The following is an 18,265-nucleotide window of genomic DNA, read 5'->3' as shown; positions in this document are numbered from 1 at the left end:
ATTCTTGACTACATATTACGGAACAAGCCCATGAACGACTGGCTGACGGTCAGCGTCTCCGGCCGGTTCCGGAGCCGGATCGTGCCGCGCCCGCTCTCGTCGCGCGCCACGCCGGCCACCGCGCGCAGGTTGACGATGGTCGAGCGGTGCACCTGCTTGAACATGGCCGGGTCGAGCACCTCGAGCAGGTCGCGGATGGGTTTACGCAGCAGCGCTTCGCCATCCTGCGTCATCACCACCGTGTACTTGGCGTCGGACTGGAAATAGGCCACGTCGTCGACCAGGATCAGGCGCGTCTCGGCGCCGCGGCTGGCGGTCAGCCAGACCAGCGGCTGCGCGCGCGGCGCCGGCGGCGCCAGCGCCTGCAGCCGCGTCAGCAGCTCGGCCAGCCGGGCGGGGTCGACCCCGCCGCGCGCCAGGCGCTCGCGCACCCGCGCGACGGTGGCGTTCAGGCGCTCGCGCGCCACCGGCTTGAGCAGGTAGTCGACCGCGCCGCGATCGAACGCGTCGAGCGCATACTGGTCATAGGCGGTAACGAACACGACTTCGGTGCGCAGGCCCGCCGCCAGCAGGTTCGACGCGACTTCCAGGCCGGACAAGCCCGGCATGCGGATGTCGAGGAAGGCGACGGCGGGCCGGTGCGTCTCGATGGCGTCCAGCGCGCTGCCGCCGTCCTCGCACACGGCGACGATGTCCAGCCCGGGCCAGGCCGCGAGCAGCTGCTTGACCAGTTCGTCGCGCAGCAGCGCTTCGTCTTCGGCGACCACGCAGGTGACGGCATCAGGCGGCATGGCGGCCTCCGGCTCCTTGCAGCGCCAGCGGCACCGTGATGGTCGCCGCCACCCCGCTCGGGAAATTGGCGACGATGGCGAAGCTGGCGCCATTGCCGTAGGCCAGGCGCAGGCGCTCGCGCACATTGCGTAGGCCAATGCCGGTGCCGGCGCCTTCGCTCGAAAAGCCGCGGCCGTCGTCGGCCACGGTCACAGCCACCGCCTGCGCCTGTTCGCCGCCCACCGTCCGGGCCAGGATCCAGACCGTGCCGCCGCCCGGTTTCGGCTCCAGCCCGTGCTTGATCGCATTCTCGACCAGGGTCTGCAGCATCATCGGCGGGAACACCAGCCGGCGCAGCTCGTCCGGCACGTCGACCTGCAGCGACAGGCGCGGCCCCATGCGGATCACCAGGATGTCGAGGTAGGCGCGCGCCCGTTCGAGTTCCTCGCCCAGGGTCGACGGCGCATCCTCGGTGCGCGGCAGCGAGTGGCGCAGATACTGGATCAGGTTGCCCAGCATGGCGTCGGCGCGCGCCGGGTCACTGCGGGTGAGCACCTGGGCGCTGGCCAGGGTGTTGTACAGGAAGTGCGGCTCGACCTGGGCGTGCAGCAGGTTCAGGCGCGCCACCGTAAGTTCCTTCTCGGTCACGCTTTCGCGCACCTGATTCGCTTCTGCGCGGCGCCGCTCGGCGATGCGGCGCGCGATGGCGCGCACCACGGCCTCGGCGTTCTCCAGGTTGGTGCCGTGGTCGACCAGAAACCAGTCGGTCCAGGCCGGCGCCTCCGGCTCGCAGATCAGGGTGACACTACCGGCCACGTCGCCATTGGGCGTCACCGTCGCCAGGATCTGGTTGCGCCGCGTCCCGAACGCCTCCAGGCCCCACAGCTGGGTGGCGGCCTTGCCGTAGGGGTCGATGCGCGCCACCTTGGCCCGCACCTGCAGGCTGTCGCGCGCGCTGTCGACGACGGTGGCGCCGGGCAGTTCGCGGATCGCCGCATCGATCATGTCGAAGGCTTCGCCCGCTTCGAGCGCAATCTCGATCTGGCGCCGCTGGCGGTTCGACAGTGTGCTGGCGTCCAGGTGACCAATGACCAGGCGCACCCGGCGCATGTGCGAAAACACTTCCAGCAGCACCCAGGCGCACAGGGCGAAGCCGAGCAGCGGGCCGGTGGCGCCGAGGTCGACGTCGACCCGCTCGAGCCAGGTCTCGTTGAGGGTGATGCACAGGGCGAGGTAGACCGCCAGCCAGGCCAGCAGCAGGCGAAACACGTGGAACAGGCTTGCAAACATGATGTGCTTTCCATTGTGGTGAATGGCCCCAGCATAGGCAAACCATTCATTGCAAGACAGCATTATGCGACGGAGTCAGGGTTGGGCCGATGAAACCGGGATCGGGCGGCATGGAACCGGAACCGGTGGAGCCAACTATTGCTTTCCGGGACCGCGCGCCGGCGTGCCGTACGGTTTCTGAGCGACACGTCGCCGCCGGCCATGCCGAACGCGCGCGCCTTGCCCGACGCGGCGGGCGTATGATGGGCTTCCACCATCGGGAGGAGTCCATCATGTCGTCACGCCGAATTCTCGCCGCTGCACTGACCGCGAGCTGCCTGCTGCTCGGCGGCTGCCGCGAACACAACGAGCCGGTCAAGCCGATCGCCGACCTGAGCCTGGGCCTGTCGAGCCAGCCGGCGCGCGCCTGATCCGCCGGCGCCGGCCAGCGGCCGGCCGCCATGCTATCGCCATGCCGGCCCCGGCAGGGTAGACTACGCCCTGTTCATTTTCGTCCCAAGGTTTACCCACCCATGTCGTTCGCATCCCTCGGCCTGATCGACCAGATCGTCCGCACCCTCGAGGCCCTCGCCTACCACACCCCCACCGCCGTCCAGGAACAGGCGATTCCCGCCGTGCTGGCCGGGCGCGACGTGATGGCCGCGGCCCAGACCGGCACCGGCAAGACCGCCGGCTTCACCCTGCCGATCCTCCAGCGCCTGGCCAAGAGCGGCGCCGTGGGCAGCAATGCGGTGCGCGCGCTGATCCTGGTGCCGACCCGCGAGCTGGCCGAGCAGGTGCACGAAAGCGTGCGCACCTATGCCGAAGGCCTGCCACTGCGCACCATGGTCGCGTACGGCGGCGTGAGCATCAATCCGCAGATGATGGCACTACGCAAGGGCGTGGACGTGATGGTCGCCACGCCCGGCCGCCTGCTCGACCTGCAGCGCCAGAACGCGGTGCGCTTCAACGAAGTCAAGACCCTGGTGCTCGACGAAGCCGACCGCATGCTCGACCTGGGCTTCGCGCGCGAGCTGGACGGCCTCATGAAACTGCTGCCCAGGAAGCGCCAGACCCTGCTGTTCTCGGCCACCTTCTCGGACCAGATCCGCGCGCTGTCGAACCAGATGCTGCACGATCCGGTGCGCATCGAGGCCACGCCGCGCAATACCACGGTGGCCGCGGTGAAGCAGTGGATCATCCCGGTCGACAAGAAACGCAAACCCGAGCTGTTCGTGCATCTGCTCAAGCGACACGACTGGCCCCAGGTGCTGGCCTTCGCCCGCACCCGCAAGGGCGTGGACGAACTGGTGTCCCTGCTCGAAGCGAAACGCATCACGGCCGACTCGATCCACGGCGACAAGCCGCAACCGGCCCGCCTGCGCGCGCTCGAGCGCTTCAAGGCGGGCGAGGTGCGGGTGCTGGTCGCGACCGACGTCGCCGCGCGCGGCATCGACATCGACGACCTGCCGGCCGTGATCAACGTCGACCTGCCGATCGTGGCCGAAGACTATGTGCACCGCACCGGCCGCACCGGCCGCGCCGGCGCCTCCGGCGAGGCGCTGTCGCTGGTATGCGCCGACGAGGTCGAGCAGCTGGCGGCGATCGAGGTGCTCACCCGGCAAACGCTCGAACGGGTCGAGGAACCGGGCTTCGCGCCCGATCACCGGGTGCCGCTGACCGATGCGAAGGGGCAGATCGTCAAGAAACCAAAGAAGCCCAAGAAGCCGAAGGGCGATGCGGCGGTGGTCAGCGAGGACGTGCGGTTCCGGCGCTGATTGGCCACATCGCCTTCTTCAATCGATCACGCCGGCAAGAGCGCGCCGCCGGCCCAGCCTGCGCTCGACCGATGCCCCGGCCGCATACAGCAGGATGAAGGCCGGCGTCATGAACAGGCCGTAGGCGTCGGGCCACGAGATCACCTCCAGCGCGCGGCCCAGGCCCAGCCAGTGCGCCAGCGACAGCTGGGCCGCGATCGGCAGCTCCAGGTAGGTGAACTGCGCCTGGTAGTCGAATTTGCCCAGCGAGACGATGCCGAGACAGGCCGGGATGAACACGGCGTAGGGAGCGCAAAAGAAGAGACCGAGGCGGGACATCGTGATCGATACGAAGTTCGGGTAGCAAATGCTATGGCGGATCGTCACGACGTGACAGGGCGGCAAGTACGGCTTGGATTGGGCGCTACGATACCACCGTGGCCGCGTAAAAAATTCACCCTTTGTCACGAAACGGCGGAAAACCCTAACGTAATGCAAGGCGCATTTTGCGGATGCCTTCTTCGCCGTCGGTCGTCACCTCGAAACCCAGCTTTTTCACCATGGCGACGATGCGCGAATTCTGCGGCAGCGCCTCGCCCACGATCTCACAGGTGCCGCGCGCACGGCAGTAGCCGATCAGCTTTTCCATCATGATCCGCCCCAGCCCCATGCCCTTGAGGTCGGAGCGCACGGTGACGGCGAATTCGGCGCTGGTGTTGTCCGGGTCGGCCACCACCCGGCCCACCGCCAGCGTCTCGTTCACGCCTTCGGCATTCGTGCGGGTGGCGATGAAGGCCATCTCGCGGTCGTAGTCGATCTGGGTGAAGCGCGCCAGCTGCGACGGCTGCAGCTCGCGGATGCGCACGAACATGCGGTAGCGGATGTCGTCCGGCGTGAGCGCATCGAAGAACGCGAGGTGGGCCGGGCCGTCTTCCGGACGGATCGGGCGCAAGAGCAGCGGCGCGCCATTCCAGGCGATCGTCTCCTCGAGCTCGCGCGGATAGGGACGGATCGCCAGGCGGTCGAGCGTGCTGCCCGAGCAGTCGGCCAGCGCCAGGCGCATCCGCGCATCGAGCACGGTCGCCCCGCGGCTGTCGGCCAGCAGCGGGTTGATGTCGAGTTCGACGATCTCGGGGATGTCGGACACCAGGCGCGAGACCTGGATCAGCACCGCCAGGATCGCATCCAGGTTGGCCGGCGGACGGTTGCGGTAGCCGGCCAGCAGGCGCGCCACGCGCGTGCGGTCGACCAGGTCGCGCGCCAGCACCAGGTTCAGCGGCGGCAGGGCCACCGAGTGGTCGTCGGTGACTTCCACCGCCACCCCGCCCTGGCCGAACACCAGCACCGGACCGAACACCGGATCGGTGGCGGCGCCCACGATCAGCTCATGGCCATTGGCGCGCCGGCACATGGCCTGCACCGAAAACCCGTCGAAGCGCGCCTGGGGGAACAGTTGGTCCAGGCGCTTCTTCATGCGCTGGGCGCCATCGCGCACCGCGTCGTCGGAATCGAGGTCGAGGGTCACGCCGCCGAAGTCCGACTTGTGCATCACGTCGGGGGTCAGGATCTTGACCGCGACCGGGTAACCGATGGCGCGCGCCGCCGCCACCGCGGCCTCGACGTCGGGCGCGGCGCGGGTCTCGACCAGGGCCAGGCCGTAGGCGCGCAGGATGGCCTTGGTCTCGGGATCGGACAGCAGCAGGCGCTTGCTGGCGATCGCCTCGCGCACCAGCGCACGCGCGGCGCTGCGGTCGGGCGCCATCTGGCCGGCCATCGAGGGCGGCACTTCCATCAGGAGGTTCTGGTTGCGGCGGTAGTTCACCAGTTGCAGGAAACCGGCCACGCCGTCTTCGGGCGTGCGGAAGGTGGGCATGCGCGCGTTGGCGGCGATGGTGCGCGCCTCGAGCACCGAAGCGCCGCCCAGCCAGCACGACAGGATCGGGCGCGAGGCGGCGCGCGCCAGCGGCGCGATCGCGTTCGCCACCTCGCGGCTGTCGACGGTGGCGGTGGGCGAATGCACCACCAGCACGGCGTCGACCTGCGGGTCCTTGAGCAGGATCTCGAGGGCGGCCGCGTAGCGCTCGGGCGGCGCGCCGCCCAGCAGGTTGAGCGGCAGGTCGACCGACCTCGCGCTTGCCGTCCCCGGCAGCAGCGCCTCGAGCCGGGCGACCGAGTCGGGCGACAGCGTGGCGGCGCTACCCTTGCCGTAGCGCAGCGCGTCGCGCGCGAGCAAGCCGGGACCGAGACCGTTGCTGACGATGGCCAGCCGCTCGCCATGCAGCGGGCGCGCGTAGGCCAGGGTCTCGACCGCCGCGAACAGCTGCTCGGTGGTATGCACCCGCAGCATGCCGGCGCGCCGCACCGCGGCGTCGAACACGTCGTCCTCGCTGGCCAGGGCCCCGCTCTCGCTGGCCACCGCGCGCACGCCGTCATCGAGATCGCGCGTCTTGAGCACCAGCACCGGCTTGCTGCGCGCCGCGGCGCGCGCGGCCGACATGAACTTGCGCGCATAGCGCAGCTGGTCGACGTAGAGCAGGATGGCGCCGGCAGTGCCGTCGCTGGCCAGGTAATCCAGCACGTCGCCCAGGTCGACGTCGCTCGAGTCGCCCAGCGAGATGAAGTGCGAGAAGCCGATGCCGCGCGTGCGCGCCCAGTCCAGCACGCCCGTCATCAGGGAACCGGATTGCGAGACGAAGGCGATCCGCCCGGGCAGCGCGCCGCTGTGGGCCACGCTGGCGTTCAGGCCGAGGCCGGGCACCAGCAGGCCGGCGCTGTTCGGTCCGAGCAGGCGCAGCAGATAGGGATGGGCCGCATCGAGCGCGGCCTGGCGCAGGCTGCGCCCGCGTCCATCGCGGGCCGTGGCCATGCCGCTGCTGAGCACGACCGCCGCGCGCGTGCCGCGCTCGCCCAGCTGGCGCACCAGCCGCGGCACGGTCGCCGGCGGCGTGCAGATCACGGCCAGCTCGGGCGCCTCGGGCAGGTCGGCCACGCGGTCGTAGCAAGGCAGCGCGCCGACCTGCTGGTACTTGGGGTTGACCGCGTACAGCTTGCCCTTGAAGCCGCCGCCCACCAGGTTGTCGAGCAGGGTCGTGCCCATGCTGCCGGGCCGTTCGGAGGCGCCGATCAGGGCCACCGATGTCGGCGCGAACAGGCGCTGCAGGTTGCGTACGCTCATGCGCGCGGCGCCATCGCGGGCGACAGGGTGGGCAGGCGGCGTGCGGCGTCGGTCATGGTCGGAACCTTTCCATCGGCAAGTATTGGAGCGAAGGATGATGACAAAGTATTGCAACATCGTATCAAAGGTCACCGGCCAACGGCGCGCCTTGTCGTCAAGTCCGGGCTTGCCGCAGAGCCGCGCCGGCGCCGCCGCGCTGACCGGAGGTGACCGCCATCACTGATCGGGCCGCAGCAGTTGATTGCGCTCCTGCGCCACCTTGCGCAGCAGCGCGATCAGCTGTTGCGGGGCGACCGGCTTGGTGAGATGCTCGTCGAAGCCGGCCGCGCGCGAGGCGGCGCGGTCTTCCTGCCGGCCGCGGCCCGTGACCGCCACCAGGTAGGGGCGCGGCTGCCCGGCCGCCAGGATGGCCGCCACTTCGAGTCCGCTCATCTCGGGCATGCCCAGGTCGAGCACGACGATGTCGGCGCCGCGTTCGCGGTACAGCCGCAGCGCCTGGGCGCCGTCATGCGCCACCGTCACGCTCGCGCCTTCGGAGCGCAGCAGCCAGGCCAGCGACTCGGCGGCGTCGCGGTTGTCGTCGGCCACCAGGATGTGCCTGCCGATGACGGCGCCGGCGGCGGCCTGGTCCTCGCCCTGGGCCTCCGGCTCGGCCGCCTCGCACCGCGGCAGGCGCACGATGAAGGCGGCGCCCTGCCCCGGCCCCGCGCTGTCGGCGCAGATGCTGCCGCCATGCAGCTCGACGAAGCCCTTGGCCAGCGACAGCCCGATTCCCAGGCCGCCCTGCGCCAGGTGGCGCGCGCTGCTGACCTGCACGAAGGGATCGAACACGCGCTCGATCATGCCGGCGTCCAGGCCGACGCCATTGTCGGCCACCCACGCCACCGCCTCGCCGCTCTCGCAGCGCAGCCCGATCTCGAGCACCCCGCCGGGCGGCGTGTACTTGGCCGCATTGTTGATCAGGTTCGCGAACACCTGGGTCAGTCGCAGCGCGTCGGCCTCGACCCACAAGGGCTCGTCGACCAGCCTGAGCGCCACCTGGTGGCGCCCGGTCTCGATCAGCGGCATGCTCATCTGCAGGGCGTCGCGCATCAGGCGTGCGAGTTCGACCCGCGCGCGCCGCAGTTCGATCTTGCCGCGCCCGATGCGCGAGACGTCCAGCAGGTCGTCCAAGAGGCGCGCCATCTGGCCGACCTGGCGCCCGACCATGGACGCGATCCATTCGATGCGCTCGGGCGGCAGCGACGTGGCGCGCAGGAGCGAGGCCGCGTTGGCGATCGGCGCCAGCGGGTTGCGCAGCTCGTGCGCCAGGGTGGCGATGTACACGTCCTTGCGTTGATCGGCCTCGCGCAGGCCGTCCATCGCCTGCTCGCGCTCGGTCACGTCCAGCACCAGCGAGAACACGGTCAGGATCTGGCCGGCCTCGTCGACCAGCACCGAGTTGTACCACTCGCAGCACAGCACGCGGCCGTCGCGGGTAAGGTTGCGGTTGCTCGACTTGGCGTGGCGGGTGGGCGAATCGAGCAGGCGCCGGATCATCAGGCCCACCTGGTCGGTGTCGCTCTCGTGGATCAGCGGCAGCGCATCGATGCGGGCGCCGACCACCTCGTGCTGGCGCCAGCCGAACAGCTCCTCGGCGCGGCCGTTCCACTGGGTGATGACCCGCTCGCGGTTCCACTCGATCACGGCCAGCGGCGTGTGCTCGATCAGGTAGCGCGTCTGGTCCAGCGCGCGCCCAAGGGCCGCGCTGGCCTCGGTGCGCTCGGTGATGTCGTCCACCACGATCACCGCCGCCGCCAGCGCCGCCGCGCCCTCGCGCAGCGGCGCGCCGCTCACCGTGTAGGTGCGCCGTACCCCGTTGCGTTCGCTTTCCAGCAGGGCCTCGCGAAAGGTCTCGCCGCCGATCGCGCGCTCCACCGGACCGCGGATCAGCGCCAGCATGGCCGTCATGCCGGACGGCGCTGCGTGCCGCGCCCCGCACTGCACCGGATGCGGCGCATCATCGGCGGCGCCGGGCAAGAAGCAGGCCGCTATCCGGCCGGCCTGGTCGTTGGCCATCACGCAGCGCCCCGCCGCGTCGACGATCACCACCCCGTCCGGCAACTGCCGAAGCACCGTCCCCAGCAGGCTCTGCCAGTGGGCGTGGGCGCGGGTGTCCATCATTTCCCGGAACGTCGCCTGCAGGCGTGCGTGCAGCGCGATATTGTCGATCGCCAGCGCGCCCAGCACCAGCAGCGCGGCGAGCAGGCCGTACAGGCGGCCGGCATGGAAACCGAGGTCGGCCATGCCGCCGTTGAGCAGGCACGACAGTGCGACCTCGAACGTCCAGGCCGCCATCGCCACTGCCAGCCAGGCGTCGAGCACGGTGCGCGGGCGCCTGCGCACGAGGGCCCACGCCGCACCAAACGACAGCGCCAGCACGGCGCCTGCGATCCAGCGATACAACGGCAGCGCGCGCCCCCCGTCCATCAGCGGCGGCAGCCACGACGCGGCGGTCGTCGAGGCCAGCACCAGCAGCGCCGCGACCAGCACGATCAGCAAGGCGCCGAGCCGCATGGAATGGGGCGGAAGCGGGGGCGGAAGCGGGGGCGGAAGTGGGGGCGCAAGCGCCGCCGCGTGGGCGCTACGGATGTAACCGAGCACGAACAGCGGGAACAGCGCAAGCCGGGCGAGGTTCAGCCAGGATGTGGTCTGGCTGTTCCCCCCCAGCACACCCTGGTCGGCGAACAGGCCGGGAAAGGTCAGCAGGTGGGCGCTGGCGACCAGCGCCGTGAGCAGGTAGCCCAGCGCCAGGATGCCGAGCGCGCGCGACCTGCCGGTATGGACATGCCCCAGCAGCAGCATGCCGGTCAGCAGGTTGGCGCCGATCAGCACCGCCCCGTACATCGGGATCAATTCCGGCGCCGGCGCCAGCGGGACGCCGGCGGCCGGCGCCAGCAGCGCGAACACGAGCGCCAGGCAAGCCAGCACCCAGACCACATGGCGCAGCTGGGCGCCGCTCGCCGCCTGTGTCACCAGGTCCGTCGGTTGTTGCTGAAACGCCATTTCGCGTGTCTCTCCCCGTGGAGGATCCGGCGGGGGCAGCGTGGCTAATCGCGGGCTGTCCGGGCGGCGCCTGATTTTATTGTCGTTTCAATAAAATATAGCGCAATTCCAACTGCATAGGGAGGAATTTAATATCCTATCGTCCACAATTGAATACGGCGCGGCGTGAACGAGCTAGGCCGTGGCGCGCGCGGTGACCGGATACCCGGCGCCGTCGATGGCGGCCACGATGCGATCCAGGTCGGCCCGGCTGTCGATGCGCACGCTGGCCTTGTCGAGGTCGATCGTGACCTGGGCGTCGGCGTCGACCGCCTGCACCGATTTGGTGACGCGGCCCACGCAGTGCTTGCAGCTCATGCCTTCCACGGTCAGTTCATACATGGTGTGTTCTCCTGTGTCGGGGGGCGTGTCGGCCCCGGTGGTTGAAATCAGTTCGGATGCGGGCAGGAATGCCGGAGCGGTGGCGGGGGCGGGGGCGGCGGCCGGCGCCGGCGCCCAGCGCCGCAGCAGCAGCGCGTTGGCGACCACGCTGACCGAGCTCAGGGCCATCGCGGCGCCGGCCAGCATCGGATCGAGCAGCCCGAAGGCGGCCAGCGGCAGGCCGATCACGTTATAGATGAAGGCCCAGCCCAGGTTCTGGCGGATCTTGCGGTAGGTGCGGCGCGACACCGCGATGGCGTCGGCCACCAGCCGCGGGTCGCCGCGCATCAGGGTCACGCCGGCGCTGTGCATGGCGACGTCGGTGCCGGTCGCCATCGCCATGCCGACGTCGGCCGCCGCCAGGGCCGGCGCGTCGTTGATGCCGTCGCCGACCATCGCCACCTTGCGTCCGTCCCGGCGCAGGCCGGCGACCACCTGCGCCTTATCCAGCGGCAGCACCTCGGCATGCACCCGTTCGATGCCGAGCGCCTGCGCCACGGCGCGCACGGCGCCCGCGCTGTCGCCGCTGAGCAGGACCGGCTCGATGCCGGCGGCCTTCAGGCGCGCGACGGCGTCCGGCGCGCCCGACTTGATGCGGTCGCCGAAGGCGAGCAGGCCCAGCACCCGCACCCGGCCGTCCCGGCGCTCGGCCAGCCAGGACACGGTGCGCCCGGCCGCTTCGTGCTGCTCGCCGCCCGCCGCCGGCACGCCGAGCTCGTCCATCAGGCGCCGGTTGCCGAGCACGATGGTGGCGCCGTCGATCTCGGCTTCGACCCCGCGGCCCGGCAAGGCGCGCGCGGCGCGCGCCGGCGGCGGCGCCAGGCCCTGGCGCGCCGCCTCCTCGAGCACGGCGCCGGCCAGCGGGTGGGAACTGCCCTGCTGCACGCCGGCGGCCAGCGCCAGCAGCCGCGCCGGGTCGACGCCCTCATGCGCCACCAGCTGCGGCTTGCCCTCGGTCAGGGTGCCGGTCTTGTCGAACACGACGACGTCCAGCGCATGCGCGGTCTCAAGCGCCTCGGCGTCCTTGATCAGGATGCCGTGGCGGGCGCCGGCGCCGGTGCCGACCATGACCGCGGTGGGCGTGGCCAGCCCCAGCGCGCACGGGCAGGCGATCACCAGCACCGCCACCGCATTGAGCAGGGCCGCGCGCCAGTCGCCGCCCGCCAGGCCCCAGCCCAGCAGGGTCGCCAGCGCGATCGCGAGCACGACCGGCACGAACACCGCGCTGACCCGGTCCACCAGGCGCTGGATCGGCGCCTTGACCGCCTGCGCATCCTCGACCATGCGGATGATCTGCGACAGCATGGTCGCCGCGCCGACCGCGGTTACTTCGACCAGCAGCAGGCCGTCGGCATTGACGGCGCCGCCGGCCGCCCGGTCGCCCGGTTCCTTCGGCACCGGCAGGCTCTCGCCGGTCAGCAGCGACTCATCCAGGTGGCTGCGGCCGTCGACCACGACGCCGTCGGCCGGCACCCGCGCACCGGGCTTGACCACCATCAGTTCGCCCACACGCAGCTCGGCCAGCGCCACCGGCACGTCGTTGCCGCCGCGCCGCACCAGCGCCTCGGCGGGCCGCAGCCGGCCCAGCGCATCGAGCGCAGCCAGGGTCTGGCGCTTGGCGCGGCCTTCCAGCCACTTGCCCAGCAGGACCAGGGTGATCACGACCGCCGAGGTCTCGAAATACAGATGCGGCTCGGCGTGGGCGCCCTGCGCGCCCGCGCCGAGCAGCAGGTAGACCGACAGGCCATAGGCGGCGCTGGTGCCGAGCGCCACCAGCAGGTCCATGTTGCCGCTGCCGGCGCGCAGCGCCTTCCAGCCGGCGCGGTAGAAGCGCGCGCCGAGCCAGAACTGGACCGGCGTGGCCAGGGCCAGCTGCAGCCAGCCGGGCAGCACCACTTGATGACCGAACGGCGCGGCCAGCATCGGCAGCACAAGCGGCAGGCAGAGCAGCATGGCAGCGGCCACCGGCCACCAGGCCGGCAGCGTCGCGCCGCCTTGCGCGCGCCGCGCCGGCGCCCCTTCCACGCCATCGGGCAGCGCGACCTGCGCCTCGTAGCCGGCCGCGCGCACGGCGGCCGCCAGGACGCCAGGCGCGGCCTGGCCCTGCACGCTGGCCTTTTCGGTGGCCAGGTTGACGCTGGCGCCGCTCACGCCCGGCACCGCACGCAGCGCCTTCTCGACCCGCGCCACGCACGAGGCGCAGGTCATGCCTTCGATGTGCAGGACAGTCTTGTTCATTTGCTTGTTCCTTGAATCCATACCGAGAGGATAGTCCTTCCCACGATGGGAAGGTCAAGCGTTTCGTATTTAGTTCACTCATCCGGCTTGCGCCGCTCGCAGACACGGGGCTGCCGAACGGAATACAAAGGAGCTGGGCCTCGCTTCGAGGATTCGGCATCGATCCGCGGGAGGATTCATGAATGCGTCGATGAATGCGTCGATGAATGCGCTGATGAAGTCGCCGGCCACGCTATTGCTCTGGATAGTGATGACTGTCCTGTTGTCCGCCTGCGGCAGCGACGATGACGACAAGCCCCAGGCTGAACGCGCCGGGATCGGCGCCATCGCCCAGGCCGCCGGCGCCACGCCGTTCGTGGCGCAGCTGAGCTATACGCTGGACGACTTCGCTCAGGTCGACAGCGTGCACTACACGATCGCCGGCCGTCCAGGCTCGCATTCGCGGCCGGTCGCGGTCACCTACGATCGCGCCTGGCTGGGCCGGCGCGCGGCCTGGGACGCGTCCGGCAAGCGCATCGCCTTCCCCGTCTTCGGCCTGTACGCCAACCACCGCAACGCGCTCACGCTCACCACGCGCTTTCGCGACGGCTCGGCCCACGTGGCGCAAGTGGCGGTGGCCACCGGCCCCTACACCGGTCCGGCCACGGTCTATGCCACGCCCGAGGTGCGCACCGCGCGCGGGGCGGCCTCGCCCGGCGTCGAGTACATGCTGATCAATAACGGCTTCACGACGCCGGTCATCCTCGACAGCGACGGCCAACTGCGCTGGGCCGGCAACGCGCCCGGCAACTCCTTTTCCGCGCTGTTCGGCGACGACGCCTTCTATGTCGGCGACCAGGACGCCCCGCTGCTGCACCAGGTCGGCGTCGACGGCGCCGTGCGCAGCAGCCGTCTGGACGACCCGCGCTTCACCAACTTCCACCATGAACTGGCGCGCGGCAAGACCGGTTTCCTGGCCGAACTCGACGCCCTGGTGGGCGGAGTGGAGCTGGTGGAGTCGATCCTGGCCGAGATCGATATCTCGGGGCGGGTGCTGAAGGAATGGGATATGGGCCAGATCTTCCGCGCGGCGATGCGCGCCGGCGGCGACAATCCCGACGACTTCGTGCGCGACGGTATCGACTGGTTCCACATGAACTCGGCCATCTACGATGCCCACGACAATGCGCTGCTGATCTCGAGCCGCGAGAACTTCGTCGTCAAGCTCGACTACGAGACGGGCGCCATCCGCTGGCTGCTGGGCAACACCAGCAAGCACTGGTACGTCAACTTTCCGTCGCTGCGCGCCCTGGCCCTGCGCGTCACCGAGGGCAAGGCGCCGATCGGCCAGCATTCGCTGTCGGTCACCCCGAACCGCGAACTGCTGCTGTTCGATAACGGCCTCGCCAGCCTCAACCAGCCAGCGGGCGCGCCGGCGGGCGAGAACCGCCGCTACAGCACGCCGTCGCGTTATGCGATCGACGAACAAGCGCGCACCGCGCGCGAAGTCTGGACCTGGGATGTCGACCGTGAGTTACTGTCAGACATTTGCTCGTCAGCCTATGAAACTGCACCGGACAATTACCTGGTGGCGTATTCGTCGCTGGCGGACCGCACCCAGGCGCGGCTGGTGGCGGTAGATGGCGCAGGCCAGATCGCCTTCGACTACGCCTACCCGAGCACGGCCTGCGGCGCGGCGTTCATCGCCCAACCGTTGCGGCTGGAGGAACTGCGCCTGCGCTGAAGGCGGCGGCAGGAACGGCAGCGGTTGGCGACGAAGCGCCGCCGTTCTTGCAGCCGCAGACGCCGCAGACGCCGTAGAAGCCGCCGACGCGGCGAATGCGGCGAATGCGGCAAATGCAGCCCCGCCCGTGCGCACGCGCGTCCCGCGCAGCGGGGCGTCAGCTACCGAATCCAAAGAACACGCCGACCGCCAGCTCCACCCACAGCGCGGCAAATCCCAGCGCCAGCACGCCGACGACGGCGAGCCGTTGCCACGGCCGCCGGCGCGCCATCCGGCGCGCCGTGCGCAGGCAGGCCAGTCCGGCGCCAGAGAGCAATAGCGCGGCGGCGCCGAAATCGCCGGCGGTCCATGCGACTTCGCGCGTGAACTGCATGGCGACCAGCGGCGCCAGCAGGATCATCGCGGTCGCGAGGCCCACCCGCAGCAGATCGACGCACAGCGAGTTCCTTTGCACGAGAGCAGCCTGTGAACCAGCGCCATGCATGGTGTTCTCCTGGAGGTTTCCTGGCGTTCTGCGCGTGGCAGACCGGCGCCGCCCGGCGCGCATGCCATGTTCTAAATCCTACCCCTGTTGCGGCGTGGGCGAAAGCGGCAAGACGCAGCCGCGCTGATTTTCTGGCCACGTCCAGGCCGTCGTCGGCGTTCTTGGGGCGATTCTCTCGCACGCGACGCCTGCCGCCCCGCGTCACAATCTGCAAAAATCTGTTACAAACTTACCTGCAAGAATTTATATAATTGCTATGCCTCCACTTTCACGCCCACCATGCGCTCTCTTTCAGTTTTGCTGCCTGCCCTGCTCTGCCTTGCCGCCTCCCGGCCAGCCGCCGGGGTGGAGCGGGTCCCCCAGGCCGGCGTACCAAAGTCCGCTCTGGCTGGCGCGGCAGGCGCCCGCCCCGCAGCGGGCGATGCGGCCGCAGCCAACCTGGCGGCGCTGCGCGCGGCCGAACAGCAACGCGCCCAGGCCGTCGCCAATCGCGACGTGGCCACGCTGCGCAAGCTGATCAGCGGCGACTACTACCACGTCGAGACCGGCGGCCGCTCGCGCACCAAGACCGAATTCCTGCAACTGCTGAGCCGCGATGAGTTCGAATTGCGTTCCTACGAAGTCGACGACATGGAAATCCGGACGTTCGACAATGGCCGCGCGGCGCTGGTCACCGGGCGTTTCCGGGCCGAGACGCAAGACGCCGGCCGCTTGCGCGGACGCTACGTGCGCATGTGGGTGCTGGGGCCGGATGGCTGGCGCAATACGGTTCAGCAGAACACCGAGATTCGTCTCCCGGCCACCCAGCGCGACGCGCGGTGCGAGGTGCAGCGCTAGTAGCCGCAGCGCCAGGTGCAGCGCGGCTTCCTGGCGCCACGCCAGCAGGACGGGCCGGTCGCGCACCCACACGCGCACGCAGGGGGCCGATGCATGCCCGCCACGATCGCGTTCAACATCGATGTAACCGCTTGTCAACGCGGCGTGATGGCCTTATCATGAGAATGATTCTCATTCCCGCCTCATTGGCGATTCATTCATTCTTGCCACGCCCAGCCAGCGCGACCATGACCTCCTTGACTCTCACGCCTCGCCACATCGCCTCGCGCACAGCGGTGGCCATTCTCGGCGGCTACGCCTTCACCTGGGGCGTCGTCGCCCTGGGCATCGCCCTGTTGTACAGCGCCGGCATGGAATTCCATGATGCCGAGCACCTTTCTTATATCATCGGCTTGCTGGTCTTCCTGAGCGCCTTCCTGGTGGCGTTCGCCGCGCGCGGGCTGCGCCAGGTGGCGCTGGTGCTGGTGGGCGGCGGCGCGCTGATGAGCGCGGTAGCCTGGTGGCTGCAGAGCCTGATCATTGCGTCGGGGGTCTGACATGTTCCCACAGTTGCGTCACACGATGGCCTGGCTGCACACCTGGTTCGGCCTGGCGCTGGGCCTGGTGCTGATGGTCGTGTTCTTCTTCGGCTCGCTGTCCGTGTTCGACCGTGAGATCGACCGCTGGGCCATTCCCGACACCCGCTACGAACCGCAGCCGATGCCGTCGTTCGACAAGATGCTGGCGCCGATCTTCAAGGAGATGCAGCCCGACGCCGCCGCCCGCGCCATGACAGCGCCGCTGGCCGACGGCCCGCTGCCGGCCCGCTTCGACACGCCGCGCAGCTGGGGCGCGTATACCACCCACCGCGATCCGGTGCTGCTGCTGTTCGCCGGCTATGAAGTGCCGAACGCGAAAGACCATGAAACCGCGATCTGGGCCAACCGCACGGTCGATCCGCGCACGGGCGAGGCCCTGCCGGTGGACCGCCTCAAGATCGGCAGCGAATTCTTCTATCCGCTGCACTACAGCCTGACCCTCGACTGGAAGAACGTCGGCTACTGGATCGTGGGCTTCTCGGCCCTCATGATGCTGATGGCGCTGGTCACCGGCGTCATCATGCACCGCAAGATCTTTCGCGAACTGTTCACCTTCCGTCCAAACAAGAGCACCCAGCGCAGCATGCTCGACCTGCACAACCTGACCGGCGTCGTGGCCCTGCCCTTCCACTTCTTCTTCGCCTTCACCGGCCTGGTGATATTTGCCTACATCTATTTCCCGGTCACGCATACCCAACTGGCGCCGCTGCACGACCGCCACGAACTGGTCGAATCGAAGGAAACCGGCCTGCCGCACGACCGCGCCGGCGTCCCGGCCCCGCTCGCTTCGGTCGACGCCATGGTGGCCGAAGCCCAGCGCCGCTGGGCCGCCAGGGGCATGGCCGGCGATGTCGGCTACCTGAACATACAGCACGTCGGCGACGCCAACGGCTACGTCAGCGTGTACCGCGCCGGCACCGACCGCGTCCAGCTGACCGGCGAAGGCATCCACTTCAAGGCCGCCACCGGCGAGCTGCTGCGCGAAGATCCGCCGCCGTCCGTGGTGGCGCGCATCAATGAATTCCTGACCGGCCTGCACCTGCAGCACTTCAAGCACTGGCTGCTGCGCTGGCTGTACGTGCTGGGCGGCCTGTCGGGCTGCGCCTGCATCGCCACCGGCCTGTTCTTTTTCGTCGAGAAGCGCAAGCGCCAGCACGCGAAGCAAGGCGTGCGCGGCGCGCGGCTGGTCGACGCGATGGCCGTCACGGTCGTCACCGGCATGCTGGTGGCCACCCTGGTGATGCTGATCGCCAACCGCCTGTTGCCCGACGTCATGCCGGCCGGCTGGCCGCTGCGCGGCGCCATGGAGAAAACCCTGTTCTGGGGCAGTTGGGTGGTGGCCGGCGCGCACGCCTTCTGGCGCACCGCCGCGGTCGCCGAAGGCCGCCTGGCCCCGGCCTGGCGCGAACAATGCCTGGCCATCGCCGTGCTGGCGGCGGCGGCGCCGGTGCTCAACTGGATCACCACCGGCGACCACCTGCTGCGCACCATCGCCGCCGGCTACTGGCCGGTGGCTGGCGCCGACCTGTTCATGCTCGCCGGCGCCGCACTGGCGCTGCTGGCCGCGCGCAAGCTGCGCCGGCGCCAGGCGCGCCCGCTGGCGGTCGCGAACGCGACCCTGGAGGCTGGCCATGCCTGATGCGCTGCTCCTGCTGCTGGCCCTGCTGGCCTGCATCGCCGGCATGGGCTGGCTCGCCCTGTCGATGGACGTGCACTGGGCCCAGGCAAGGGGCGCGGCGCCCCGCTCCGGGGCCCTGGTCAAGACCCTGCGCCTGGGCGGCGCGGCGGCCCTGCTGTTGTCGCTGGTCCTGTGCCTGACGGTCGATTCGCCATCGATCGCGGTGCTGGTATGGTGCATGGCGCTGGCCGGCGCCACGCTCACGATCGCCTTCACGCTCACCTGGCGCGCCAGCATCCTCGGGATGCTGGTATTCTGGACAGGACCAGGCGCCCGGTGAGCCCGGGACG

14 protein-coding genes are annotated in these 18,265 nt (G+C 69.9%); 7 read left to right on the top strand and 7 right to left on the bottom strand.

Annotation, left to right across the window (positions count from 1 at the left end):
• Positions 1 to 8: 8 nt before the first annotated feature.
• Both ACZ9AQ_RS19970 and ACZ9AQ_RS19965 read right to left on the bottom strand, forming a co-directional pair.
• A complete protein-coding gene (locus ACZ9AQ_RS19970; protein ID WP_429204967.1) occupies positions 9 to 791 on the bottom strand; it encodes a LytR/AlgR family response regulator transcription factor in 783 nt (260 codons plus the stop codon).
• On the bottom strand, positions 781 to 2,061 hold the full coding sequence (locus ACZ9AQ_RS19965) for a sensor histidine kinase (RefSeq protein WP_429204969.1): 1,281 nt from the start codon (positions 2,059 to 2,061) through the stop codon (positions 781 to 783). Before ACZ9AQ_RS19965 ends, ACZ9AQ_RS19970 begins: the two co-directional genes overlap by 11 nt.
• 272 nt (positions 2,062 to 2,333) lie before the next feature.
• Here ACZ9AQ_RS19965 and ACZ9AQ_RS19960 point away from each other — a divergent pair, with 272 nt between their 5' ends.
• Together ACZ9AQ_RS19960 and ACZ9AQ_RS19955 are read left to right on the top strand one after the other, a co-directional pair.
• Positions 2,334 to 2,471 carry a hypothetical protein gene (locus ACZ9AQ_RS19960; protein WP_429204970.1) on the top strand — a complete coding sequence of 46 codons (138 nt, stop codon included), beginning with the start codon at positions 2,334 to 2,336 and terminating at the stop codon, positions 2,469 to 2,471.
• 102 nt (positions 2,472 to 2,573) lie between these two features.
• Positions 2,574 to 3,818: a DEAD/DEAH box helicase gene (locus tag ACZ9AQ_RS19955; RefSeq protein WP_429204971.1), complete on the top strand. Its 1,245-nt coding sequence runs from the start codon at positions 2,574 to 2,576 to the stop codon at positions 3,816 to 3,818.
• Positions 3,819 to 3,836: 18 nt separating this feature from the next.
• Here ACZ9AQ_RS19955 and ACZ9AQ_RS19950 read toward each other — a convergent pair whose 3' ends face one another.
• From ACZ9AQ_RS19950 to ACZ9AQ_RS19935, 4 genes are all read right to left on the bottom strand, one after another.
• Entirely contained in the window at positions 3,837 to 4,136 is a 300-nt protein-coding gene (locus ACZ9AQ_RS19950; RefSeq protein ID WP_429204972.1) for a hypothetical protein, read from the bottom strand.
• Between the two features lie 145 nt (positions 4,137 to 4,281).
• On the bottom strand, positions 4,282 to 6,972 hold the full coding sequence (locus ACZ9AQ_RS19945) for a bifunctional acetate--CoA ligase family protein/GNAT family N-acetyltransferase (RefSeq protein WP_429204974.1): 2,691 nt from the start codon (positions 6,970 to 6,972) through the stop codon (positions 4,282 to 4,284).
• A 216-nt stretch (positions 6,973 to 7,188) separates the two neighbouring features.
• The gene (locus tag ACZ9AQ_RS19940; protein WP_429204975.1) at positions 7,189 to 10,017 is read right to left on the bottom strand and encodes a PAS domain S-box protein; all 2,829 of its coding nucleotides are present in this window, start codon (positions 10,015 to 10,017) and stop codon (positions 7,189 to 7,191) included.
• Between the two features lie 174 nt (positions 10,018 to 10,191).
• A complete protein-coding gene (locus ACZ9AQ_RS19935; protein ID WP_429204977.1) occupies positions 10,192 to 12,675 on the bottom strand; it encodes a heavy metal translocating P-type ATPase in 2,484 nt (827 codons plus the stop codon).
• 178 nt (positions 12,676 to 12,853) lie between these two features.
• Between ACZ9AQ_RS19935 and ACZ9AQ_RS19930 the strand changes: the two genes are divergently transcribed.
• Positions 12,854 to 14,398, top strand: coding sequence for an aryl-sulfate sulfotransferase (locus ACZ9AQ_RS19930; RefSeq protein ID WP_429204979.1), 1,545 nt, complete (start codon positions 12,854 to 12,856; stop codon positions 14,396 to 14,398).
• Between the two features lie 157 nt (positions 14,399 to 14,555).
• Here ACZ9AQ_RS19930 and ACZ9AQ_RS19925 read toward each other — a convergent pair whose 3' ends face one another.
• Positions 14,556 to 14,852 (bottom strand): hypothetical protein, encoded by a 297-nt coding sequence (locus tag ACZ9AQ_RS19925; protein WP_429204981.1) that lies wholly within the window; start codon positions 14,850 to 14,852, stop codon positions 14,556 to 14,558.
• Between the two features lie 375 nt (positions 14,853 to 15,227).
• On the opposite strand from ACZ9AQ_RS19925, the gene ACZ9AQ_RS19920 reads away from it, so the two are divergent.
• The 4 genes from ACZ9AQ_RS19920 (at position 15,228) to ACZ9AQ_RS19905 (ending at position 18,255) form a co-directional block, all read left to right on the top strand.
• Positions 15,228 to 15,719, top strand: a complete 492-nt coding sequence (locus tag ACZ9AQ_RS19920) for a nuclear transport factor 2 family protein (RefSeq protein ID WP_429204983.1) — start codon at positions 15,228 to 15,230, stop codon at positions 15,717 to 15,719.
• A gap of 227 nt (positions 15,720 to 15,946) precedes the next feature.
• Positions 15,947 to 16,255, top strand: a complete 309-nt coding sequence (locus tag ACZ9AQ_RS19915; RefSeq protein ID WP_429204985.1) for an iron uptake protein — start codon at positions 15,947 to 15,949, stop codon at positions 16,253 to 16,255.
• A gap of 1 nt (position 16,256) precedes the next feature.
• On the top strand, positions 16,257 to 17,936 hold the full coding sequence (locus ACZ9AQ_RS19910; protein ID WP_429204986.1) for a PepSY-associated TM helix domain-containing protein: 1,680 nt from the start codon (positions 16,257 to 16,259) through the stop codon (positions 17,934 to 17,936).
• A complete protein-coding gene (locus ACZ9AQ_RS19905; protein WP_429204988.1) occupies positions 17,929 to 18,255 on the top strand; it encodes a DUF3325 family protein in 327 nt (108 codons plus the stop codon). The genes ACZ9AQ_RS19910 and ACZ9AQ_RS19905 overlap by 8 nt, the downstream gene beginning before the upstream one ends.
• Positions 18,256 to 18,265: the final 10 nt, after the last annotated feature.

The sequence above is a fragment of the Massilia sp. UYP34 genome, assembly GCF_056279385.1.
This window is presented reverse-complemented; position numbering and strand designations above follow the sequence as displayed.